We start from the raw sequence: 23,540 nt of genomic DNA, 5'->3' as shown, positions 1-23,540 counted from the left end.
TTTTTATCAAATTTTGGTTGTGTTTTTTACTTTAATTAAAGCTTAACTTTTATATCATCAATATTATATTATTTTCTACTCCACAAAAATATTTTTCTTATGAGCACTGCCCAACTTATTTCTTACGATCAATTGATTTCCGACACGGAAGACATCTTAGAACGAAAAGTAACCCGTGATGAAAAGCTTTTTGCTATTTGTGAACTTTTGGCGGATGAGATAAATACGTTTAGCTGGGTAGGATTTTATTTGCCGGATCCGGCCGGAAAAGAAGAGCTTGTACTTGGTCCGTTTGTAGGCCCCTCAACCAATCATACCCGTATTCCTTACGGCCGTGGCATATGCGGTCAGGTAGCACTCAGTCATGAAACATTTGTTGCTCAGGATGTTCATAGTGAGGATAATTATCTTGCCTGCAGTGTAGACGTTAAATCAGAAATTGTAGTGCCAATCATGAAAGAGGATGAATTTGTAGGGCAGTTGGATATAGATTCCAACACAAAAAACTCTATCACCAAAGAGCAGAGAGAACTTTTAGAAGAAATTTGTGAATTGCTGTCCGAAGAATTTTAAGCAATCAGTTTAACTTTTAGACATAGCTTTTCTCTAAGGGAATTGATCTGATCAGTTGCCGGTTTTCGCCATTCTATATTTGTTAAGGAACCGTGATTTTCATCATGTCTTTATAATTTTTTGTTAATAAAGGGGTGTATGTATCAGCCTTAATAAAGTAGAATAGGGGATTATTATGAGTAAGAAAGTTTCACAAATGATTGAAGAACAAGTCCTTTTTTGGATGAGGAATAGCAATGTGGGCAAAGTTAGTAAGCGATTACCCAAAAAATCTCCGGTTATTACGGTTTCCCGTGAATTTGGCGCAAAAGGTGCGGCTCTGGCTGCGAAATTAGGCGAACGCCTTGGGTACAAAGTATGGGATCGTGACCTACTGATTATTATAAGTGAAAAGCTTGGCAGCAACGAAGAGTTTATAAAGTCTTTAGATGAAGTAAGGCGCGGGTTTCTGGAAGACACAATTTTTGGATTTTTGCGTCAGCGAGAGACCAACTTGCATTATCTTATTTACTTGGTGCGTGCTGTTCGAACACTTGAAAAATATGGCAATAGTATAATTGTAGGGCGTGGCGCAAATTACATTTGTCAAGACCCCAAATCTTTCCACATTCGAGTGGTAAGCCCGCTAAAAACCAGAATTGAGCGGTATGCAAAGGATCAAAATATGCCCAAAGAAAAAGTACTCGAGGTTATCAATAAAAAAGATGATGAACGAGCTAATTTTGTGGAGTATAATTTTAACAGGGATATTTCAAATTCAAGTGATTATGACCTGGTATTAAACTCTGAGACCTATAATTTAGAAGAGATGACAGATATCATACTTCATGCCTACGAGCTTAAAACCGGCAAAAAGCTTTCAGAAAAACTGAAAACAGTTCATGCCTGATTATTTTGGGAAGTCCTGTAAAAATTAAAAAACTGTTGGATTAATTCTTTGGTTCAAGACGTAAGTCAGAAATGTGAAGGTTGATGCTGTGGTTGACCCGTAACCCAAAAATTCCATCCGTTTCTATTTCTGAAGCATCCACAGAGGTGACTTCTTCACCGTTAAGATAAAAGTGCACAGCATCGTCAGTAACATCAATGGAAAACATATTTTTTACGGAGGCGGATTCCGTGGCCCCGGCTTCATATTTTGCAATGACACTGCTTGGGGTCCAATCCTGAATTAGTTCAGTTTCATCTCCAATTCTTTTCTTAAGCAGGAATTCTCCGGTATTTCGAATCAGGAAATACACATAGGTTTGATTATCTGCATCAAGGTTTTTGCCTCCAAGAAAAATCCCATAAGCTTCTCGATTTCGATCTCCGGGATCAAAAAAATGAACCTCAGAATTTATCCGAAAATTACCGGAAGCAGTATTTGCGGGGTGATAAAATATTGCAGCCGGGCCTGTTGTGATATGCCATCCGGGCGTCATATTTACAAAATAAATGTCAGCGGAATTCTGATCAGAGCCTATTACAACATCTTCCATGTCTCGATCTAAGCGAACTTCCCATCCTTCTGGTACTTCAAGGTTTTCTCCCTGGGGGACATTTGGATCCGGACGGTTTTGAGCAAAGACAAATGAACAACAGAAAAGCACAAATAAAAACGCACTTATTATTGCTTTCATAGTACACACCCTTCTTTTAATTATTTGTTGTCGACCTTCAGGATTATACAATATTTGATCGAAATGGAAAAACCGACAGTTTTTCTCTCTCTTCAAACTCCGTCTTCACCTTATTATTGTAAAGAGAAATTTAGATTACAGCCAGTCAACAATTTTATCTTTCTTTTCTACTTCCACATATTGTTCGAAAATTTCGTGGAGGCTTGAATCTTTTTGCAGCTCTTTACGGCTCACGGAATCCAGGTAGGCTTTGATTTTCCCGTTATGGAGGATAGCTATATCGTCGCACAGGTTTTCTACGACTTCCAGAATATGACTGGTTACGATAATAGTGACCCCTTTGACCTTCAATTTTCGGATTACATTTTTCATTCGTTCAATGGAAATCACATCCACGGCTTCAAATGGCTCATCCAGTAACAGTAATTGAGGTTCCACCAATACTGCGGTTACAAAAGCCAGTTTTTTTCGGCTCCCAGAAGAAAGCTTATTCACCTTAATTTTTGCGAAATCTTTAATGTCGAAATAGTCCATCAAGGAATATGCTTTCTCAATTAGCCCCTCTTTTTCTACTTCGTAGATTTCACATACATATTCAATAAACTCGAGGCTGCTAAACTGTTCAAACAATAAAGGCGGCTGAAGCACTGAAGCCGTAACCCGTTTGATTTCCAGTTCATTTTTGGGATTTAATTTCATCCCGTGGATTAAAATTTCACCGGCTTCAAAACTTAATAAACCGGTGAGTACTCCAATCAAGGTGCTTTTACCGGCTCCATTAGGGCCAATAAGTCCAAAAATAGTTCCTTTTGGGATCTTCAGCTCCAGATTTTTCAGGACGGCTTCATCCTCGTAGCACTTTACTAAATCACTTATTTCTACAGCTCGCTCCATAATCTCATCAATACGCGGTTTTTAAAAAGGTTGACCAAAACATCCATGTGCTTCCAAAGGTAAATTCCCATAATCACAATTACCGTACTCATGATAGTGAGCCGGTACCATTCCAATCCATTTAGAGGAACAAACACCAAATATCCCATCGAAAAGATGAGAAAGGAAATCGCAAAAGTTACTTTTTGTGGAATAATAGGATGTTTATAACTAAAGGACGAATAGGTTGCTTTTTGATATTGGAAATAAGAACTCCATACAAACAATAGCATGAACATAAGGAAGAAAAAAGTGTTGGCAATAAAAATTTCGAGAGGGGTGCCAATTTCGGGAATCACCAGTAATTCAAAGACGGTGATCAGATAGAAAACCAAAAGAGGAAGGACAATGACTCCAAGAAATCGCTCCTTAAGCTGTTTTTCTAAATTGATCGGAAATTGAAGGTGCAGAAGAAATTCCCGGTTTTCGTATCCGTACATATTGGCCATGCCCATCGCCAACAGTGCTACCGGTATTCCTGCCAGAATGGTTGGAATCAGAATGGTTTGGGCGATCGCAAAATCAACGTTAAGCAGAAGGGGTACATAAACAATCGGAATTATAGTAAGAGTTAAAACCTGAAGCCGATTGTAAGGGTGTTTCATTACATAAAAATAATATTTTCCGGCATTTCGGCCCATCACTTTGCGTAACACTTTCCAAAGTGTACTGCTTTCTTCCTCAGCTTTTTTAAGCCCTGGATTTAAGAGTCCTTCTTTGGTTTTGTTGAAGTGGTCTATCACCGTAAGGCCAACTAATACCACTGCAAACGAGAAGATAATGGTTGCATTGATCCAGCCGTAATCCTCCGTCACCGTTTGAATGAGCATACCCCCCGGAAGCCAGGAAAGAAAAGCATTCACAGTTTCAACCTGGGGCATAAATTCTGCAAAAATGCGACTTGAGTTAGAGGCAAAAAGAGAGATTAACTGAAACAAACCGAATACTAAAACAAAAAACCCGACTACAACAGCAATGAATCGCTTTTCAACCACGCGTATAAATCGGTGTTTAACGGAATAAATAAGCACATAATTTAATGCAACTGCTGCGATGGCTACAGGAACCTGGAAGGCGTAGTTAACCTGAATCAGTAAAAAGATCAACCAGGTAAAATTGTAGATAATATTTACCGGGTGACAAAATCCGATCAGTGTAAGATATTTAGCAAGGCGTTTAAGTGGAAACCCAAAGCCTAACAGTTTTCTGTTTTCTTCTATATTCATCAAACGCATGTTGGTAAAAGAAAAATGCATGACCCAATATGCATTCCCAAAAACCAGAAGAATAAAAGAGTAGATATCAGGCGTAAGCCAGGGGAGCTGAACTTGCATCCACGGATCACTGTCCATTAATACAACCACAATTGCCGTACCGATTAAATTAACCAGCATAATTCCCAGGAATAAAATATATCCTACCGTAAGCAACAGCTGAAAGCGATTCAGGTTGGATATAAAAATTCGCCAGTTTAAAGAAAGCAGCCGGTAGAACAACGCCTTTTATATTTGATTAAGTTAAAGAATCAGGATCAATGATAACAGAAATGAGATGATTTATCTATCGAAATATTTAAATAAACAGAGAAAACACCATTACTTTTGGGGCGTAAACTTTAATATTTAAAAAGATTCCTGACCCATAATCCTCTTATGTAAAAGCATGGAAGGTGTTTGCTTTACCCGTCAAAAGATGAGCCAAAAGCTAATTCTCAACCAGCTCCAACAGTTCCTGTGGTACGTCAATATCCATTCTTAAAACCTGGGAGGCGTGTGTTTTGCCTTGGGCATCTAATTTTAGCGAAACGGTGCCACCCCCGCCAAGGCTTTCATTCAAAATAAAATTTAATGCCCCGATTTTGGGAAGCTCATACCGCTCAACATCTCCTTTGCACACATATTTCATATGCTCTTTTACACGCTCAGCTGTAAGGTTCTCTTTTAAAAAAGTATAGATGTCAGGATGCCGGGCAATGATTCCCACATTACTTCCATTCCCTTTATCGCCGCTGCGGCCGTGTGCAATTTTCAGAAGTTTTACAGTTGGCATAATATTCGTTTTTTGACTGAATTTTCTTCAAAGATAACCTGATTTGGTTTGACATCACAATAGAATAGCTTTACGTCGAACTCAGAAATCAGAATCACGCTCGTTCAGCCATTTCAAACCAAATCAGGGTTTTATCATCGATTTCATTCTTAATTTCTTCAAACTCTTTGGAAAGTTCATCCAGTTCTTGGTAATCCAGATTTCCGTTCCCAAGTTTTGTTTCGATGGCTGATTTTCGCTCTTCCAGTTCAGCTATTTCTTTTTCAAGCTTGTTGTATTGACGGCGCTCGTTATAGCTTAGTTTTTTGGTTTGATCTGATTTAGAGACGTTCTCTTGAGGGTTACTTCCAGGTTTTTTAACGGGTTTATTTTCATTTTTGTTTGAAGAGCTTTCTTCTGCCAAAACCTTTTCCCGGTACTCATCATACGTACCATGGAAATCTGTGATGACCCCGTTTCCTTTGAAAACAAAATAATGATCTACCAGTTTGTCCATGAAGAAACGATCATGAGAAACGATAATGAGGCAGCCGCTGAAGTTTTGCAAAAATTCTTCCAGCTTATTGAGTGTGAGCAAATCCAAATCGTTCGTCGGCTCATCCAAAATCAGGAAATTTGGATTTTTAATTAGAACCATCATCAAGCCCAGCCGGCGCTTTTCTCCTCCACTTAACTTTTCTATAGGTGTATACTGCATTTTTGAGGGGAACATAAAATGTTCTAAAAATTGAGAAGCGGTAATCTTGTCGCCATTTGCTAATTCTATGACTTCTGCTACCTCCTTGATAACTTCAATCACCCGCTTACTTTCGTCCAGCTGTATACCCTGTTGCTGATAGTGACCGTATACAATGGTTTCTCCCGTTTCAATTTCTCCGGAATCGGCAGGCTCCTCCTTCATGAGGACTTTCAAAAAAGTACTTTTCCCGACTCCATTCTTTCCAAGAATCCCAATTCGTTCACCTTTTACAAAAGAATAACTGAAATCATCCAGAATTACGGTGTCATTATAAGCTTTTGAAATATTTTTGAGTTCAAGGATTTTGCCCCCCATGCGGCTCATGTTTACATCCAGCTGCAGCTCTGATTCTTCTCTCTGACTGGTAGCTTTTTCTTTAGTTTTATAGAAATCCTTGATGCGAGACTTTGATTTTGTGGTTCGAGCTTTGGGACCGCGTCTCATCCACTCCAGCTCTTTTTTCATCAACTTTCCGGCTTTGGCTATTTCAGTGGCCTCTATTTCTTCACGCTCGGCTTTCTTTTCCAGGTAATACTCATAATTTCCTTTGTGATGATAGAGTTTGCCATAATCCAGCTCTAAAATATGATTACAAACTCTGTCCAGGAAGTACCGGTCGTGAGTCACCATCAGCAGTGTCATATTACTTTTGGCCAGGTATGCTTCCAGCCACTCAATCATCTCCACATCGAGGTGGTTTGTCGGCTCATCCAGTATTAAAAGATCGGGTTCATCCAAAAGTACAAAAGCCAGGGCCACCCTTTTTCTTTCTCCACCCGAAAGCGATGATATGGACTGATCCAGATCATGAATATTCAGAACGCTCAGAATTTGTTCCATCTGTTGTTCCACATCCCAGGCTTCGGCGGCATCCATGGCGGCAGCGGCTTTTTCATAGGCTTTCTGGGTTTGTGGATTGAAATCCTCAGCTTGATCATGCACTGCTTTTTCATACCGCTGCACAATGCGGATTTTTTCAGAATTTCCGTGTGCGATAAATTCGCTGATGGTCATATTTTCATCCATCTTCGGTTCCTGAGCTAAAAAGCTAACCTGAACCCCATTTTGAATCATCACTTTACCGCTGTCCGGCTCCATTTCTCCGGCCAATATCTTAAGCAGGGTTGACTTGCCTGTTCCGTTAGGAGCAATCAGGGCTGTTTTGTGTCCTTTAGAAATTCCAAACGTGAGGTCTTCAAAAAGTGGTTTAATTCCAAAACTTTTGGAAAGATTTTCAGTGGAAAGGTAAGTCATGAAAGTCCGGGTAGAACGTATTATTAAAATCTCTTTTGATGAACATTTAAAATACGGATTTTGTAAGAGGAAATGAGAATGATTAAGAAATGAAGTAATAAAATTAATTTTTTGATACGGGGTACTATATATAGTTTTAAAATTTTGGATTGAAACCTTGCGGCAATCTGTTTAACGTATACATCTAAGACTATTTATTAAATCACATTGAAGTTTAAAACACCACCACATTTAAAAAATCAGGACGGCGAAGAACGCTCTGTGGGATTCGAGTTTGAATTTACGGGAGTAGAGATGAAGGACGCGGCTGATATGGTGGTGGAACTTTATGGTGGAGAGATTGAGCAAGTCAGCGGTTACGAATATAAAGTGCATAATTCCAGATTTGGAGTTTTCTCATTGGAATTGGATGCGAGTTTGTTCCTTAATAAAAAGTATGAGAGGGTACTCAAGTCGGTTGGAATTAATGTCGAGAAGCTAAGAAACAAAGCGAAACTGGAGGAAACATTACGCGGAATGGCGTCTACTGTTGTGCCATTTGAAATTATAACCCCACCGATTAAATTTTCGAAACTGGATCATCTAAATTCCATTGTTTCTAAATTAAGAAGCTGGAAAGCCAAAGGAACCGGAAGTTCCTTTTTTTATGCATTTGGTTTACACTTGAATCCGGAAGTTCCACGGCTATCAGTAGATAGCTTAACCCGGCATCTGAAAGCGTATGTAATGCTGGATGCATGGATTCGCAAGGATGCCAATATTGATCTCAGCCGGAAGCTGACACCGTATATTAATGAATACGAGATGGATTATATCCGGTATATTTTGAGAGAAGATTATCAGCCGGATTTAGAATCATTGATCAGGGATTATTTCAAATTCAAAAACTCCAGAAATCGTCCTTTGGACTTGCTCCCTGTATTTATGTATATCAATAAAGAATTGACTACGGAGTTATTGAAAGAAGAGCTGACTTCGGCCCGGCCAACCTTTCATTATCGTTTGCCAAATTGTTCGATTGAAGATGAAAACTGGTCGCTGGCTGAAGAATGGAATCGATGGGTATTGGTGGAACAGTTGGCGGATGATGAAAAAGTGCTAAATCAATATTCGAGGGCTTTTTTGAGTATGGACGACAAGTCGGTATTTAGTATGAAAAAAAAATGGATAAAACTTATGGATCGTTGGGTGCAAAATGTTGGATAGGGAGCCGGTAATTGGGGTGACGGGTCCAACTGAAGGTGGTACGGGCGCGTGGATATTCACTGCATTTTCGGTGATTTTAGCCGGGGGTAAGCCGCTTCGTATTAATACAAATATGCCAAGAAGTATAGATCAAATTGACGGGTTGATAATTGGCGGGGGAGCCGATGTGGAACCTTTAAAATATGGACAACAACGTATAGAAAGAGCGGTATTGGCAAGGGACAAACGAACCATATTTGAATGGCTGTTATCAATATTGTTTTTTCCTGTGTATTGGCTGGCACGTTATTTTCAGCATACCAAAAAATCACCTGTTGATTTAGAAAGGGATAAGCTGGAGCTAAATCTTTTAGAGCAAGCCATTGAACAAAACTTACCGGTATTGGGGATTTGCCGAGGAATGCAGCTTATGAATGTTCATTTTAAGGGCACACTTCATCAGGATATCCGGGGTTTTTACGGGGAAAAAGCCCAGGTTTCTTCTATTTTTCCGAAGAAGAGAATCATGGTAAAAGATGGAACCAAGCTTTGCGAGCTGCTTCAAACAGATATTTGTAATGTAAATGCTTTGCACAATCAGGCCATCGATAAGCCGGGAAAAGGAATCCAAATTGCAGCCAAAGAATTAAACACGAATGTGTGCCAAGCGCTTGAACACCAAGAGTATCCTTTTATGATTGGTGTGCAGTGGCATCCGGAATATCTCATTCAAATCGCCCGGCAGCGTAATATTTTTAAGGGATTGGTGAGAGCAGCAGTTAGCTGACAACTGAAAGCTATAAATCAGTATAAGATCCGTGTTCTGATAGTGTATTTCACCTTGTTCATTTCTTTGAGGATTCGCTCGTCATATTCCTTATCCATATCAAGAACTACATAGCCGATATGTTCATTGGTTTTCAGATACTGTCCCAGGATATTAATGTCCATTTCTGAAAGCAGGTTATTGATTTCCGAAAGTACACCGGGTTTATTCTCATGGATATGCAAAATGCGGTGGGCATCTTTTTGTTTGGGAAGATTTAGCGGCGGCACAGTATGTGAGCCAACGGTACTTCCGTCATCGATCAGGTTAATGAGTTTCGTAGAAACATCAACTCCAATATTGTATTGAGCTTCCAGAGTGGACCCACCGATATGAGGAGTCAGGATCACATTTGGAATATTTTGAAGTTCAGTCTTGAAAGGCTCTCCTTTAGACTCCGGTTCCTCAGGATACACGTCTATCCCGGCTCCCGAGATATGTCCGGATATAAGCGCATCTCGTAATGCAGAAATATCAACTACCGAACCTCGGGAGAGATTGAGGAGGATACTGCCTTTTTTCATTTTTCTGATGTTTTCGGCATCCATCAAATTCTGAGTGTCGGGGGTGGCGGGTACGTGAAGTGTTACAATATCAGAACGCTCCAGGAGTTCGTTAAGTGATTCCATTCGGGTGGCATTGCCCATTGGCAGCTTTGGTTCTATATCATAATAAAGAACGTCAAACCCCATATTCTCAGCCAAAACGGAAACCTGAGATCCAATATGACCATATCCAATAATACCGATCTTTTTACCGCGAACTTCATAACTGTCCCTGGCATCCTTCAACCAGATACCTTCATGAGCTTTTTTATCACGAAGAGGAATACGGCGCATAAGCATGATGGATTCCGCGATCACTAATTCAGCTACGGAACGTGTGTTTGAATAGGGGGAGTTAAATACCGTAATCCCTGCCATCATTGCGGCGTCAAGGTCAACCTGATTGGTCCCGATACAAAAACAACCGATCGCTTTTAGCTTGTTGGCTTTTTCGATCACTTTTTTAGTAATATGAGTTTTTGAGCGGATCCCAATGAGCTGAACATCTTCAATTTTTTCAAGGAGCTCTTCTTCACTCCAGGCAACATCGTGAGTTTCGGTATTTACAAAATCATGTCTCTCAAAGTTCTCTATAGCTTTTGGATGAATACCTTCCAGCAATAAAACTTTGATCTGCTCTTTGGGATAGGAAAGGTCGTTTTTGGCTTCTGTCATAAAATGATTAATGATAAATGAGTGAGTGCTCAAAGGTAAAAAAAGATTTAGCTTTCTATAAGAGATACTTTAACAATAGTCGTTAAATAAATTGAAGGTATGTCCTGAATTCGTTGAGCGGGCACAACAAGTTGGTTGATTTACCGAATTCGGTTTAACAAAACCGTTCAATTGCAGAAGCAAAATATTCTGCAAAATTATTAACGGGAGGAGGACCTCAGATTGAGTGCCGGTAAAATAGGATTTACTAATTGATTAGCGCCCCTGAACTCGTTTTCTCAGGTTCATGCTGGTTTTGTATTGTTTATTATCGCGAATAAGATGGAGTTCCATTTCTTCTCCTTCTTCATATTCCCGCATCAGAGCCCAGGCATGCATTTCACTGGTGACACGCTCTTCCCCAATTTGTACTATTACATCACCGGGCATAATACCGCACTCGTATGCAGGGCCGCTTTTGTTGACTTCCGTTACGAATAAGCCCAGTACGCGGGGAATGTTAGGGTATTGCATAATGAGCTGCCGGGTAACAGGAACAAATTTCATTCCGGGATCATAATCCAGAGAAACAGAACCGGATTCCTTGAGTTGAGAAATAATTTTTTGAACTCTATTACTTGGGATTGCAAAACCCAATCCTACAAACCCGTTGCTGGTTCCACCGGTAAAAATGAAGGTATTCACACCCATTACCTCTCCATTACTGTTTACCAGGGGGCCGCCGGAATTACCCCGGTTAATGGCAGCATCGGTTTGAATCATCTCAACATAAACTCTTGGGTCCTGAGGATCAGGCCTGAAATCCCGTTCTTTGGCGCTTACCACCCCAACCGTTACGGAAGGTTGGCCATCGGCGAACAATCCGAAAGGGTTGCCCATGGCAATAGTCCATTCACCGACCATTATTTCATCTGAATCAGTAAATTTAACATAGGGAAAAGGCTTAGAACGATCTTCACTTTTAATTTTAAGGAGCGATAAATCAGCCAGTTCATCCGACCCGATCAGTTCGGCCTCATAGTTATTTCCATCAGAAAGAGCCACCATAATGGTTTTGGAGTTTTTACTGGCTACATGTTCATTTGTAACTATTAAGCCATCTTCACTGATAATAAATCCTGAGCCCACACTTTGTACTTCGCGTTGAATGGGGACATCAAAATATCGAAAAAAGAAAGAGTCAAATTCCCGGGTATAGCCCCGTTGGAGTTCAGTAACAGTGATGCTTACAACAGCGGGTCCGGCTGTTTCAACCGCATTTGTGATCGCGTTACGACGGGTGTCATCAATGGTTATGAGGGGTTGGCTCTGAGCCTGAGCGGTTGCTAAGTCAGGCTCAACATCAGCTTTTGGCTTGGTTAAAGGACCAATGGAAGCAATGGGGGTGTTCCCACTTTCATTTGGTTCTTGATTGGGCAAGCATCCCGTAATGGAAAACACCAGGAGAATTATAGTAGCGTATTTAACCATGTAGTATAATGAATCTGATTTTTTATAAAAGAAAGCGAGTAAAATCATTTGCAAGGAATATTTCAACGCAGTTTTAAACTATCCATTGCCCAATGGGTTAAAAAACTAAAGGTCGTGATACAAACGCCAGAGAATGGTCCCCATTTGCATCAATAACATCGAGGTAAGTTTATATTCTTTACTGGTAAAAACTTTTTTACGTTTTAAAACTACATATCCAAAAAGCGGGGTTTTGGGCGGAATTTTCATTTTATTTTCGATAAGCTCTTTTTCTGTCAAAGCAAATAACGGTATTCCAATCTCGGCCGGCAGCCCCTCATCCCGGGACATTTCCGGCAAGATCCCTTTTTGGGAGGTAAATACATTATTGACCAGATAAGGACGTTTTTGTTCTAAAAGCAGCTTAAAAGTGGCTTCTTCTTTAAGCTCTTTGGGACCATAGCGCCTTGGCAACTGTATTCCATTGGCCAAAAGCATTTGAACGTTTTCATTGTTAATAGTCCAAAATGAAAGGTGATCTGTATTCAGTTTTTGCCCCAAAATTTTGGTGAGTTTTTGCGTAGTGGTTACAAAATCGCCTGATGAGATTTCAAAAAGTATGCTCTTTGTAATTTCTTTCTTATCGTAAACGAGCTCTTCAGGAAGGTCAGGGATGTCCACATTTGCAACCATCTTCATTCGAATGCGATTGAGCAATTCATCTTTATCAGTATTGAAAAGAGCTTTATCAATGAAATCTGCAGCACCTAACCCCAAGGCTTTTTGTTCTTTATCAACCGTGGGCAGGCTGGTCATTATAAGTATGGGGATGTTTCTGTGTTCGGCGTCTGCTGTAAGAGATTCCAGAAACTCCAGGCCGGACATCCCCGGCATGTGAATATCCGAGAGTATGAAATGAATAGGTTTCTCAGAAAGGATATCAATGCCTTGCTGAGCTGTTTTTGCATTGACTACATTATACTCATCCCTTAACAGATTATTAAGCATGAGGTGCATCGGGGCCTCATCATCAATAACCAATAATGTGTAGTCTTTCTCCATGCCACTTGATTTAACTAACCTTTCTGTTCATATATAATAGTAAAAACTCAGAAGGGGAGCTATAATTGTTCAATACCTGCATCAATTACTTCTTCAACAGCTTTTTCCAATGGTCCTTCGTGCCATGCTCCGGCAGCTTTTTTATGACCTCCCCCATTAAATTTTCGAGCCCATTTATTTACATCAATATTGCTTTGAGAACGCAGGCTGAGTTTTATCCGGTTTCCATCTTCACGAAACAATACGCAAGCTTTTACTCCTTCAATGCTTAAGGGATATTGCACAAAACCTTCTGTATCCTCATTGTTACACCCGGTTTTTTCAAACATTTCGCGGGTGATGGAGATAGTAGAAATCTGGCCTTTGCCGTGTACCTGAATGGTTTCTAACGCAAGGCTTAAAAGTTTTAGCTGACGTAAGGGGCGGGAAGCATAAATACGTTCTGCAATAATGTTTGGGGTGAAATTTCCACGCTCAAGGAGGTTTGCTGCCGCATGCAAAGTTGCGGGTTTAACGCTGTCGAACTGAAACGAACCAGTATCAGTCACCAAACCCAGGTACATTGCTTTGGCGGCTTGATCATCAATTTGGTCAGGGTTATGCTCTTTATAAAGCTGATAGATCAATTCACAAGTTGAGGAAGCAGAAACAACCGATATAAACTCTTCGAACCCATCATCCGGATCGGGATGGTGGTCAATCATAAAAATGGGTTTATTTGATCCGGACAGTAGCTCCACACTTTCTCCAAAGCGATGAAGTGCATTTCCATCTACCACCACAAAAGCGTCAAAATCATCAAATTGGTCTTTTGAGGGTTTTGAGACCGGAAAAAAGTCTTGCAGCCAGGTCATATTATTTGGAATGGAATCCTCATTAAAGGCAGAGACGTTTACCCCATTTTTTTGAAGCCATAAAGAAAGGGCAACTTGAGCTCCAAGGCAGTCGCCGTCGGGACGTAAATGCGAAATAACAGCTACTTTTTGATATGAAAGTATCTTCGAAATAAAGCTTTTGAACATAGTATTTTCCATGGCGTCAAAAATAGGCGAAGATTGGCACAAATACATTTATTTTACAGGGAAGTTGATAGCCGAAAAAAATATGTCGATCTAAGAAATAAAATATCACCAAGTAAACATTATGCATGCAGTTATAGTCAGTAATGGGTTTCCCCCTACCAAAGAATTGTTGAAAGCGGAGGTTGCGTCTGCTGATTTATTAATTGGAGCCGATGGTGGTTGTATAACTATTTTAAAACATGGTTTTGCGCCTGATGCAGTGGTTGGTGATCTGGATAGTTTTGAGGCTCCTGAAAGTCCAAAGTTTAAAGTGGTTTACAAACCGGATCAGGAAACCAATGACCTTGAAAAGGCTCTTAACTATGCCATCGAACAGGGTGTCAAAACCTGCACAGTGTTGGGAGCTTTTGGTCGCCGGATGGATCACTCCCTGAAAAACATGTCGGTATTGAATAAGTTTCACCATTCATTCAATGAACTCATCTTTCGGGATGATTTATTTGATACCGTACTTATTGAAGACACTTTTTCAGCCAAAATATCCGTTGGAAACATCGTTTCACTTTTTCCGATATCGGGTGAGGTGACAGGCATTCACACTGAAGGATTGATGTATGCCCTGAAGAATGAAAACCTCAAAAATGGAGAGCGTGACGGCACGTCTAACGAGACCATTACAGATGAATTTTCAGTCCAAATAGAAGACGGTAGTCTGGTAATCTTCTTTGAGCGATAATAGGATTATTTTACACGAAATAAACGGTTTATGTTAAACCCAAAGCGGAATTCCCGCTTGAAGAAGTTGCCGTTTTGAGCAGCAATTATATAGGGTTCGTGTAATGCTCTTGATGTTGTAAAGAACATTTGAAATACATGCCCCCCCGTTTCAATATCGATTCCTATTGCCAGGTTTGATTCCACACCTTCAACAATCCCCAGGTCAGGTACATACTGAAATGAAAGTGCTGTTCTTGGTTTGATCTTATAACGCCCGGAAAAAGCAGTTGAAAAATACGTGTTCTCTGTAGGGTTTGAGAGGCTTAATTCCGGACCCACTCTATTGAAATGGGCCAATATAGGGCTGACCTGAAGGCTCAAATTCGGGGTAAATTTCCTGGCTATTGGAAGTGAAAGAGAATAATTCAGTCGATCTGTAAACAGGTATTCTTCGTCAAGAAAACTCAGATCAGAGGAGTTTATACCAACCACAGGAATCAGGGATACGGAGACCGGAGCCCCTCCATTCTTTTTTTGTTTCAAAGTAGAGATGCGTGTACCCAGGTCTATAACCTTATCCATGCTTGACCGGCCAAGAACCAATGATATATTCTTTCCGATACCATACTCGAAGCTGAACCTAACATTTGCTCCCTGATCAATGCCCCAGAGATTTCTAGGGCCGGTGTTAACTTCGCCGAATGTATGCATGATGGAGTAATGAAGCTCACCTTTTGAAACCTGATGAACAGTATACAAATTGATATTTCGCGGAGCCATAAAAGTGAGTTCGACCTCAGGTTCTTTTACAGCACGTTCACGTTCCAATTGTGCATACAGTGTATGAAAGGGGATAATACACAATAACATGAGGGTCAGTAAACCAGTGCAGGTTTGGCATAGTTTAGTTCTAATCATTTTCAGGTTTCAATAAAATTGAGATGTTGATTCGTTGTTCTTCAGCCAGTTCGTAAAAGGCAACACCGGGGCGGTCTATGTTGAAATCTTTCAGCAGAATTTCCCATTCAGCATTTACCATCAATCCTTCCGCTGTTGGATAAACAGTTCCGGTGGCTGTCAGTTCTTTTGTGACACAATGAACCGTAAAATCGCCGGATACGGTAATATCCTGTTCCTCTTTCAGGTCAGGATCGAAAGGAGAATCAAGCTGTCCGGTGAATTCTGCAAATGGACAATCTTCTGTTTCAAGATAACTTTCACGCATATGGCTGTTTCGCAGCTTGATACCCGTGTCTAAGGTATTGAGATCCAGATAGAAATCAACCAGATTCTTTTCCATATCAATAAGTCCGGTTAAGTGTCCGCTAACACCTTTGAATTCCAGCAATGGAGCATTGGATATGAATTCTGCCTGCCCCTCTTTACCAATATAACTTTGTGCATTTGTGGCATTAGAAAGTCCGCTTATAAATAATGCGATTAAAAATAGAGTAAGAAGTTTTTGCATAATGGTTATTTGACTATAGTTACAATATTGACATCTCGTGTCACACTGTACTCTTCAAGATCTTGTGTTGCAGGCCCTTTTGTGACCCTGCCAGAGGTATCAAATTTTGACAAATGGCAATTACATATGAACTCATTGTTGTTGAAGTCCCAACTGTCGCTACATTGGGCATGTGTACAAACACTGGTAAAGGCACGGATGACATCCCCGTCCACATTAACGACAAGCGTGTTAGCCTGATTTATAAGCAGCCAACCCCCGGCACTTCTCAAACCTGCAACTTCAGGTTGTTCGAGGTTTATAGTAATAGAATTTCCTTCAACCTGTATGGCTTCTCCGGGTTCTTTTGCTTCATCCGGTTCATTTCCTGTTACTTTACTGCTGCATCCAAAGAACCCGATACCAAGGGTTGCAAAGAGGGCTGTAGAGCCTGCGGTTCTTAAAAAGTCTTTTCTCGAAACCGATTTATTATGACTGTTATCATTCATGTGAAAGAGTATTGATTTATATTTTTACTGATTAAAAAATTTTACGTTGTGTGGGTTAGTACGAAACAAGTCAGTAACTGGATGGGAAAAAACGGTGAACTATTAATTTCAATTATTATTGATTATTCTCTCTGCTCATAGAACAATATGGAAGTTTATAGTGTTGTTGACCATCCATCTTGAATATTTATTCGTATAGAAAGGCAGAAGTGATCTTATACTTTTTTTTAATAATCGGATTTGCTACTCAATCACCTGAAAAGGAGAGAGAGTGGATGCGTCGGTTGCAGAAGGGCGACAAATCTGCCCTTGGCAGCATTTACGATCAGTATAAAAATCTAGTCTATGGTTTAATTTATACCATATTAAAAGGAAAAGAAGAAACGGAAGATTGTCTGCAAGAAGTATTTGTTCAGCTTTGGGAAAAAGCGGATCAATTTGATCCCTCCAAAGGTAACTTATACAGTTTTTTATTGACCATGGCACGAAATAAAGCCATAGACCGAACCCGTTCAAGAGATTATAAAGACAGTAAAAAAGAAGACCATATAATTAACGACTTTACGTTGACTCCAGTGAGTAAATACAATAATCCATATGAAGAACTTGAGTTAACTGAACGAGCCGGAATGGTTAGGAAAGCTTTGAAAAATTTGAGTGCTAAAGAGCGTGAAGTATTGTATGTGGCATATTTTAACGGTATGACACAGTCTGAAATATCAAGTAAATTTGATATACCTCTGGGTACGGTTAAATATCGAATGCGACAGGGAATGATGAAGTTGAAAGACCTATTGGCGTCTGGAATTAATGAGTGAAGAAGAACTACATAACGATTTTGAGTCTCTGTGCGCGGGATATATTCTCGGTGCTTTGAGTGAAGAAGACCGTCTTCATTTTGAGGAATTGCTTGAAAAAGCATCTCCGGAGCAAAAGGCATTATATAGGGAAATGAAACAAGCCGGTGATGAGTTGACTTTATCGGTCGAGCCCAAGACTCCGGCCCCTGATATTAAACGCAGGATCATGGATGCCATTGATGAAGCAGAAGAAACTGCCGGCCCTGCAAAATCAGCCCGCATCATACCTCTTAATTTTTATCGTGTAGCGGCGGCAGTTTTATTGATGGTATTCCTTGGGCTTGGCTTTTATAGCTTTAACCTCAGCCAAAAGGTAGACGAACAACAGGCTACTATCACCCAACTAAAAGATGACCTCGAACGTCAAGAGCAATTTTTAGATGTACTAGCTGCTAGAGAGGTTAATTTAATCATTATGGGAGGGTTGGAACCTAGCCCGGATGGGTATGGTAAGATTTTGTGGGATTCCAATGAGAATCGCGCTGTTTTACAGCTTGCCAATTTACCCCCTCCTCCCGGAGATAAAGATTATCAATTATGGCTTATTAAAGATGGAGGCAATCCGATCAGTGCAGGAGTTTTTAATTTTGATGAGCCTGGATCAGATCTGTTCTTTAAGGTTGAACACCTTGATGAAGCACCCTCTCCCCTGGAAAATACATTTGCGGTGACTTTAGAGCCAAAAGGTGGGGTTCCCCAACCTACCGGCGACATGTATCTGGTTGGTCAGCAATAATAAATGACCCGATGAATCACTTTTTTAGTGGTTTTAATCACTCTTATCCAATGGGTTAAAATAAATTTCAAAAAAATCCAATCCGCTTCGAAAGCTGCTTCGTATTACATGGTGAAAAGCCTGAATAACGGTTGAGACTGTTACTGGGCGTAAAAAAATAATAATCATTCAAAATTTAATACCATGAATTACGAAAAGATACCAACCTTTAAATGGACCGCGCTGTTTGCTATTCTTTCCGTTACGCTGTTCACAGCGTGTAACAGCGGATCTTCAGTCACCGGTTCTCAGGAATTACAAAGTGAGTCCTTTACCTATGAGTTTAACGAAGGTCAGCTGCTCGGAGAAGTTTCTGCAGCTTACAGAGGGGAACACGAACGGAACCTGCGTGCAGAGATCATGATTGAAGAGATGGAAAGTGGAAATGCATCTGTCACTGTCAACCTATTTAATACCATTGATGGTGAAAGCTATCCGGTTCATGCGCACGACGCTGCAGATCCAAATTCGACACCAAATGGTACTCCATACAATGAAACGCCAAATGGCAATATTTTTGCTCAGGCACTAATGGGTAATGGTGGTCAAGTGAGTGCATCCAACGAAAGTACGCTTACTTATGACGAACTGGTTAATCAATACCAGGGATTCTTTGTAGTTCACGATCCTACTCAAGACATCACTACCACAGATCTCACAACTTATTTGGTTTTGGGAAGCTTTGGACAATCATTGGGTGCAGGAACACCGGAAACACGCACGGAGTCATTTGAATACTCTTTCAACGAAGGACAACTCCTTGACGACCCAAATACAGCATATGAAGGTGATCATAGAAGAGACCTTTCTGCAACCATGATGGTAGAAGAAATGTTGAATGGCAAAGCCAGAATTACGGTAACTCTTGAAAATACCCTTGATGGTTTTGACTACCCTGTTCATTCTCATGATGCTGCCGATCCGGATACCACAACGAATGGAACTCCATATAATGAGACACCAAACAGCGATATATTAGCCAATGCTGTATCAGGAACAGGTGGTTCAGCAAGTATAACAGTGGAAACAAATGAAACTGAATACTTACAACTCATTAACGAGTACGATGGCTTTTTCGTAGTCCATGATCCCACACAAGCGATCAGTACTACGGACCTGACTACATACCTGGTACTTGGACAAACTGCTCGCTGATCCTTAATAAAAAATGTGATTTCAGAAGTCGGGGATTTACTCTCCGGCTTTTTTTATTTAATCAATATTATATCTATTTAAAAACTTCCCGCAAGGTTCAAACGGAGAGCATACCTGTGTCAGCCTATGCAGAAATTGCAGCTGATGTTTGGGTGTCTCTTTTCTTTTTTTCCTCCTCCATCGATTTTTTCCAGGCAAGATACCCTGCGATAGCAATGGCTGTAAATACCAGAAACTGAAAACTGGTGAGAACCAATTCTTTATAAAAATAGAGAGGAATGGAAATTAAATCCGTGATGATCCAGGCAATCCAGCTCTCCAGTTTTTTGCGGGCCATCAGAAACATTCCCAAAATAGCAAAACAAGTGGTCAGAGAGTCCCAAAAAGCAACATCACTGTCCGTGAAATTAGATAATACGTAGTAAAGGATTCCGAAAGAACCGAGAGTAAGTACCGCTGAGATCAGGTTTTCATTTCGATTGTTCATGGTAACCGGAACCTGTTCGCGGGAATCATTTTTTGGATGCAGCCAGTAATACCAGCCATATACACTCATTATAAAGTAATAGAAATTAACCCCCATGTCAGCATAGAGCTTATAGACAAAGGCGATGTACACATAAATCAATACGCTGACGATGCCGGTGGGATAAACCCAAATATTTTCCTTCATGGAAAACCAGACGCTCAGCAATCCTGTGCCCACGGCAACCCACTCAAGCAGAGTGGTGTTAAGGACCCCATTAATAATACCGTCGATGACGTATTCCATAAAAAATATATTGGGTAAAGCTGAAATTCAGGCGTGAAGATAAGAAGGGAAAGGGTGAACTGGTAAGTTAATTTAAGGTCATTCCGGGGATTTAAAGCCTTAATGGCAATGTTGGTGGGATGCCGACCAAGTGGTACCTGTCGGACAACTTTGGGTGCTATCTTCACCAGATATAGCAGTTACCAAAAACCAGGCTCCAACAAGAAATAAGAGTATAAGACCTGTAATTCCCGCTTTTGAAATAATAGTTGAACGATCTTTATCTATGCAACAATTTTTATATTTTTTGTTGCTACCACAGTGGCAGGGGGCATTTCTTTTAGGATGTTCGGCCATGAATCTAAAATTAAGGTGTAAGTGCTATCAATAAAAATCAAGACAGATTAATAAACAACTAAAAATGTTAAATAATCAACCCTCCTACCGAAATTATGTATGCAGAATTCCTGTCTCAGAAAACTTACTTAACATCTCTCTAACATAGAGGTAAAACAAATTTAACATTAAAATAACAGAAGGGTAAAGAGAGGATGATAAATTCTGATTCTAAATAGTATTTAAATTAAATAAATTTCAATGATCAAGCACACAGTATTAGCTATCGTTTTAGCCTCCTTAATGGCCTCCTGCGGACAGGGTCCTAAGAAAGATATAAAAATTAACGGATCCAGTACCGTTTACCCCATCACAGAAGCAGTTGCTGAAGAATACAGGACCGAAGCCCCAGACACGAGAGTTACGGTTGGAGTATCCGGTACCGGTGGTGGATTCAAGCAGTTCTTAAGAAGTGAAACAGATATCAATAATGCGTCACGCAGTATTAAACCCAGCGAAATTGAATTAGCCGAACAGAACGAGATCGACTATCTGGAGTTGTCAGTGGCTTTTGATGGCATTGCCGTAGTGGTGAATCCGGAAAATGACTGGGCCAATGAGCTTACGGTAGAAGAATTAAAAATGATCTGGGAGCCGGCTGCCCAGGGAGAAATTATGAGATGGAGCCAGGTACGTCCCGAGTGGCCTGATGAAGAAATTCACTTGTTTGGTCCTGGTATTGCATCCGGGACTTATGATTACTTTACCGAAGCCATAGTAGGTGAAAGTGGGGCAAGCCGCGGAGACTTCACTGCCAGCGAAGATGACAATGTGTTGGTACAGGGAGTTTCGACAGATACCTATGCGATCGGTTTTTTTGGCTTGGCCTATTTTGAAGAAAATGCGGGTAAGCTAAAACTTATAGCTGTTGATAATGGGGATGGTCATCCTGTTAAACCCTCTTTAGAAACTGTGAAAGATGGAAGTTATGCTCCATTATCCCGCCCATTGTTCATCTATGTTTCTGAAACAGCTGCTGAAAAAGACCATGTTCAAGACTTCATTATCTATTATCTGAAAAATGCTGGAGAGTTTGCCCCATCGGTAGGCTATATACCAATGCAGGATGAAGAATACCAGATTCAGCTGGAGAAGTTTGAGTCTTTTATATCAGAACAATCGCAATAAAACTTTTTTCTTTTATCGCATTTAGATTTTCACTATTGCATGCATACCTGGCAGTACGTATTGAGGACATAAGTTTATGAAGCAGTGGCATGAGAAGTTCATAGAAAAGATGTTGGCAGCCTGTGCACTACTAACCATACTGACTACCATCGGTATTATCCTGACTTTGTTGGTGGAGGCGGTGGGCTTTTTCAAAGAAGTTTCCATGTGGGATTTCTTAACCGGAACCCAGTGGACGCCGCTGTTTACTCAAAAAGAATATGGAATACTGCCCTTATTGTCTGGAACTTTCCTCACAACTATAATTGCTGTATCAGTTGCGCTGCCTATCGGACTAACCATCGCCATTTACCTGAGCGAATATGCTACCCGTAAGTTTCGACGTATTATGAAACCCATGCTTGAGGTGCTGGCGGTGGTGCCAACTGTGGTGTATGGTTTTTTTGCACTTATGATTGTTACCCCGTTCCTGCAATCCATATATCCTGATTTGTCAGGTTTTAACGCACTTTCGCCGGGTATTGTAATGGGAATTATGATTATACCTTTTGTCTCCTCACTGAGTGAAGATGCGTTAAGTGCAGTTCCGAATTCTTTACGTCAGGCTTCATTTGGAATGGGATCTACCAGGCTGCAAACCGCTTTTCGGGTCATGGTTCCGGCAGCTTCTTCGGGTATCATTGTTTCGGTGATATTGGCCATAGCACGTGCTATCGGAGAAACAATGATCGTGGCAATTGCCGCGGGACATCAACCGCGAATGACTTTAGATCCTACCGTTCCTATCGAGACCATCACGGCCTATATTATACAAGTAAGTAAGGGGGATGTACCTCACGGGACTCTTGAGTATAAAACGATTTTTGCCGCGGGTATCACCTTGTTTGTATTCACTTTTATATTGAACACCGTAAGTTATTGGATAAGAAGCAGGTACCGTCAGAAATATGAATAACGCTAAGAAAAACAGAATAAAGGATAAATTATTCCGAGTGGTCGGCATATCAGCTACTTGGATAGGGATTATCATTCTGTCCATTTTCATGGGCTTTATCCTATACATGGGGCTGAGCAGATTGAGCTGGGATTTTCTTACTTCTCTTCCATCTCGCTTTGCCGAACAGTCAGGGATATATACCGCATGGATTGGGAGTTTGTGGATTTTGGTGCTTACTACCTTAATCTCATTTCCGGTTGGCGTTGGTGCTGGTATTTATCTGGAAGAATACGCGAAAAACAGCAGGTTAAATACGCTGTTGGAAGTAAATATCGCCAACTTAGCGGGAGTTCCGTCTGTGATTTATGGTTTGCTTGGTTTGGGGTTATTTGTGCGGCTGGCTCATTTAGGAAATAGTATTTTAGCCGGAGCATTAACGTTGTCCCTGCTCATTCTCCCGATAATTATCGTTTCAACCAGGGAGGCGATTCGTGCTGTCCCGGGCACTATTCGGGAAGCTTCGCAAGGGCTTGGGGCCACTAAATGGCAAACCATCTGGTATCAAATTTTACCGGCCTCTTTCGGTGGTATTTTAACCGGTGTGATCCTGGCCATTTCACGTGCAGTCGGAGAGACGGCCCCTCTTATTGTGGTGGGCGCTCTCGCGTATGTTCCATTTGCCCCGCGTGGTCTACTGGATGAATTTACCGTACTGCCCATCCAGATCTTCAATTGGGTTTCCCGACCACAACACGAGTTTGTAATAAATGCTGCTGCTGCTATCATTGTGCTTCTTGGTATTACTTTAATGATGAACGGCATAGCCGTCTACTTGCGGCACCGCTGGCAGGAAAAAATGAAATGGTAATGGAAAAGGTTCAAGTGGAAAAATAAAGAGCGCTAAAAAATAGAATAATGAATATAGACGTGA

At 40.7% G+C, this 23,540-nt stretch carries 25 protein-coding genes; 11 read left to right on the top strand and 14 right to left on the bottom strand.

Translation table 11 applies throughout. The features are described from left to right. Positions 1-99: 99 nt before the first annotated feature. Complete coding sequence (locus HUJ22_RS10815; protein ID WP_290877231.1) at positions 100-573, top strand: GAF domain-containing protein; 474 nt, start codon at positions 100-102, stop codon at positions 571-573. Positions 574-748: 175 nt separating this feature from the next. Further along, positions 749-1,462 (top strand): AAA family ATPase, encoded by a 714-nt coding sequence (locus HUJ22_RS10810; RefSeq protein ID WP_290877228.1) that lies wholly within the window; start codon positions 749-751, stop codon positions 1,460-1,462. Between the two features lie 40 nt (positions 1,463-1,502). Here HUJ22_RS10810 and HUJ22_RS10805 read toward each other — a convergent pair whose 3' ends face one another. The 5 genes from HUJ22_RS10805 to HUJ22_RS10785 all read right to left on the bottom strand — a co-directional run bounded on the left by HUJ22_RS10805 (position 1,503) and on the right by HUJ22_RS10785 (position 7,170). Then, positions 1,503-2,195: a hypothetical protein gene (locus HUJ22_RS10805; RefSeq protein ID WP_290877225.1), complete on the bottom strand. Its 693-nt coding sequence runs from the start codon at positions 2,193-2,195 to the stop codon at positions 1,503-1,505. A 135-nt stretch (positions 2,196-2,330) separates the two neighbouring features. Beyond that, a complete protein-coding gene (locus HUJ22_RS10800; RefSeq protein ID WP_290877222.1) occupies positions 2,331-3,089 on the bottom strand; it encodes an ABC transporter ATP-binding protein in 759 nt (252 codons plus the stop codon). Beyond that, positions 3,074-4,624 (bottom strand): hypothetical protein, encoded by a 1,551-nt coding sequence (locus tag HUJ22_RS10795; protein WP_290877219.1) that lies wholly within the window; start codon positions 4,622-4,624, stop codon positions 3,074-3,076. Before HUJ22_RS10795 ends, HUJ22_RS10800 begins: the two co-directional genes overlap by 16 nt. Before the next feature lie 208 nt (positions 4,625-4,832). Next, positions 4,833-5,177: a hypothetical protein gene (locus HUJ22_RS10790; RefSeq protein ID WP_290877216.1), complete on the bottom strand. Its 345-nt coding sequence runs from the start codon at positions 5,175-5,177 to the stop codon at positions 4,833-4,835. Positions 5,178-5,271: 94 nt separating this feature from the next. Beyond that, positions 5,272-7,170, bottom strand: coding sequence for an ABC-F family ATP-binding cassette domain-containing protein (locus HUJ22_RS10785; RefSeq protein WP_290877213.1), 1,899 nt, complete (start codon positions 7,168-7,170; stop codon positions 5,272-5,274). Positions 7,171-7,377: 207 nt separating this feature from the next. Here HUJ22_RS10785 and HUJ22_RS10780 point away from each other — a divergent pair, with 207 nt between their 5' ends. Beyond that, positions 7,378-8,376, top strand: a complete 999-nt coding sequence (locus HUJ22_RS10780) for an amidoligase family protein (RefSeq protein WP_290877210.1) — start codon at positions 7,378-7,380, stop codon at positions 8,374-8,376. Further along, a complete protein-coding gene (locus HUJ22_RS10775) occupies positions 8,366-9,142 on the top strand; it encodes a gamma-glutamyl-gamma-aminobutyrate hydrolase family protein (RefSeq protein ID WP_290877207.1) in 777 nt (258 codons plus the stop codon). Before HUJ22_RS10780 ends, HUJ22_RS10775 begins: the two co-directional genes overlap by 11 nt. Positions 9,143-9,159: 17 nt before the next feature. Here HUJ22_RS10775 and serA read toward each other — a convergent pair whose 3' ends face one another. The 4 genes from serA to HUJ22_RS10755 all read right to left on the bottom strand — a co-directional run bounded on the left by serA (position 9,160) and on the right by HUJ22_RS10755 (position 13,982). Then, on the bottom strand, positions 9,160-10,401 hold the full coding sequence (gene serA, locus HUJ22_RS10770) for a phosphoglycerate dehydrogenase (RefSeq protein ID WP_290877203.1): 1,242 nt from the start codon (positions 10,399-10,401) through the stop codon (positions 9,160-9,162). A gap of 255 nt (positions 10,402-10,656) precedes the next feature. Beyond that, positions 10,657-11,820 (bottom strand): trypsin-like peptidase domain-containing protein, encoded by a 1,164-nt coding sequence (locus tag HUJ22_RS10765; protein WP_290877200.1) that lies wholly within the window; start codon positions 11,818-11,820, stop codon positions 10,657-10,659. 156 nt (positions 11,821-11,976) lie between these two features. Then, entirely contained in the window at positions 11,977-12,912 is a 936-nt protein-coding gene (locus tag HUJ22_RS10760) for a response regulator (RefSeq protein WP_290877197.1), read from the bottom strand. Between the two features lie 59 nt (positions 12,913-12,971). Continuing rightward, positions 12,972-13,982, bottom strand: a complete 1,011-nt coding sequence (locus HUJ22_RS10755) for a bifunctional oligoribonuclease/PAP phosphatase NrnA (protein WP_290877195.1) — start codon at positions 13,980-13,982, stop codon at positions 12,972-12,974. Between the two features lie 73 nt (positions 13,983-14,055). Between HUJ22_RS10755 and HUJ22_RS10750 the strand changes: the two genes are divergently transcribed. Beyond that, entirely contained in the window at positions 14,056-14,670 is a 615-nt protein-coding gene (locus tag HUJ22_RS10750; protein WP_290877193.1) for a thiamine diphosphokinase, read from the top strand. Between the two features lie 5 nt (positions 14,671-14,675). Here HUJ22_RS10750 and HUJ22_RS10745 read toward each other — a convergent pair whose 3' ends face one another. From HUJ22_RS10745 to HUJ22_RS10735, 3 genes are read right to left on the bottom strand one after another with little or no spacing between them, the layout of a single operon-like run. Beyond that, a complete protein-coding gene (locus tag HUJ22_RS10745; protein WP_290877190.1) occupies positions 14,676-15,521 on the bottom strand; it encodes a DUF5777 family beta-barrel protein in 846 nt (281 codons plus the stop codon). A 40-nt stretch (positions 15,522-15,561) separates the two neighbouring features. Next, a complete protein-coding gene (locus HUJ22_RS10740; protein ID WP_290877187.1) occupies positions 15,562-16,119 on the bottom strand; it encodes a YceI family protein in 558 nt (185 codons plus the stop codon). Positions 16,120-16,124: 5 nt separating this feature from the next. Next, the gene (locus HUJ22_RS10735; protein ID WP_290877184.1) at positions 16,125-16,607 is read right to left on the bottom strand and encodes a Rieske (2Fe-2S) protein; all 483 of its coding nucleotides are present in this window, start codon (positions 16,605-16,607) and stop codon (positions 16,125-16,127) included. Positions 16,608-16,816: 209 nt separating this feature from the next. Here HUJ22_RS10735 and HUJ22_RS10730 point away from each other — a divergent pair, with 209 nt between their 5' ends. The 3 genes from HUJ22_RS10730 (at position 16,817) to HUJ22_RS10720 (ending at position 19,397) form a co-directional block, all read left to right on the top strand. After that, a complete protein-coding gene (locus tag HUJ22_RS10730; RefSeq protein WP_290877181.1) occupies positions 16,817-17,425 on the top strand; it encodes a sigma-70 family RNA polymerase sigma factor in 609 nt (202 codons plus the stop codon). Next, positions 17,418-18,203, top strand: coding sequence for an anti-sigma factor (locus HUJ22_RS10725; RefSeq protein WP_290877179.1), 786 nt, complete (start codon positions 17,418-17,420; stop codon positions 18,201-18,203). Before HUJ22_RS10730 ends, HUJ22_RS10725 begins: the two co-directional genes overlap by 8 nt. A 183-nt stretch (positions 18,204-18,386) precedes the next feature. Then, positions 18,387-19,397 carry a hypothetical protein gene (locus HUJ22_RS10720; RefSeq protein ID WP_290877176.1) on the top strand — a complete coding sequence of 337 codons (1,011 nt, stop codon included), beginning with the start codon at positions 18,387-18,389 and terminating at the stop codon, positions 19,395-19,397. Positions 19,398-19,521: 124 nt separating this feature from the next. On the opposite strand, the gene pnuC is transcribed toward HUJ22_RS10720, so the two are convergent. Together pnuC and HUJ22_RS14970 are read right to left on the bottom strand one after the other, a co-directional pair. Beyond that, positions 19,522-20,169 carry a nicotinamide riboside transporter PnuC gene (gene pnuC, locus HUJ22_RS10715; RefSeq protein ID WP_290877173.1) on the bottom strand — a complete coding sequence of 216 codons (648 nt, stop codon included), beginning with the start codon at positions 20,167-20,169 and terminating at the stop codon, positions 19,522-19,524. A gap of 99 nt (positions 20,170-20,268) precedes the next feature. After that, complete coding sequence (locus HUJ22_RS14970) at positions 20,269-20,505, bottom strand: SEC-C metal-binding domain-containing protein (RefSeq protein ID WP_366871087.1); 237 nt, start codon at positions 20,503-20,505, stop codon at positions 20,269-20,271. Positions 20,506-20,745: 240 nt separating this feature from the next. Between HUJ22_RS14970 and HUJ22_RS10710 the strand changes: the two genes are divergently transcribed. From HUJ22_RS10710 to pstA, 3 genes are all read left to right on the top strand, one after another. After that, positions 20,746-21,672, top strand: coding sequence for a PstS family phosphate ABC transporter substrate-binding protein (locus HUJ22_RS10710; protein ID WP_290877170.1), 927 nt, complete (start codon positions 20,746-20,748; stop codon positions 21,670-21,672). Positions 21,673-21,748: 76 nt separating this feature from the next. Further along, a complete protein-coding gene (gene pstC / locus HUJ22_RS10705) occupies positions 21,749-22,627 on the top strand; it encodes a phosphate ABC transporter permease subunit PstC (RefSeq protein WP_290877167.1) in 879 nt (292 codons plus the stop codon). Beyond that, the gene (pstA, locus tag HUJ22_RS10700) at positions 22,620-23,477 is read left to right on the top strand and encodes a phosphate ABC transporter permease PstA (RefSeq protein WP_290877164.1); all 858 of its coding nucleotides are present in this window, start codon (positions 22,620-22,622) and stop codon (positions 23,475-23,477) included. The genes pstC and pstA overlap by 8 nt, the downstream gene beginning before the upstream one ends. Positions 23,478-23,540 lie beyond the last annotated feature (63 nt).

Source organism: Gracilimonas sp. (assembly GCF_014762685.1).
In the GTDB taxonomy this organism is placed as follows: Bacteria; Bacteroidota; Rhodothermia; order Balneolales; family Balneolaceae; genus Gracilimonas.
This window is presented reverse-complemented; position numbering and strand designations above follow the sequence as displayed.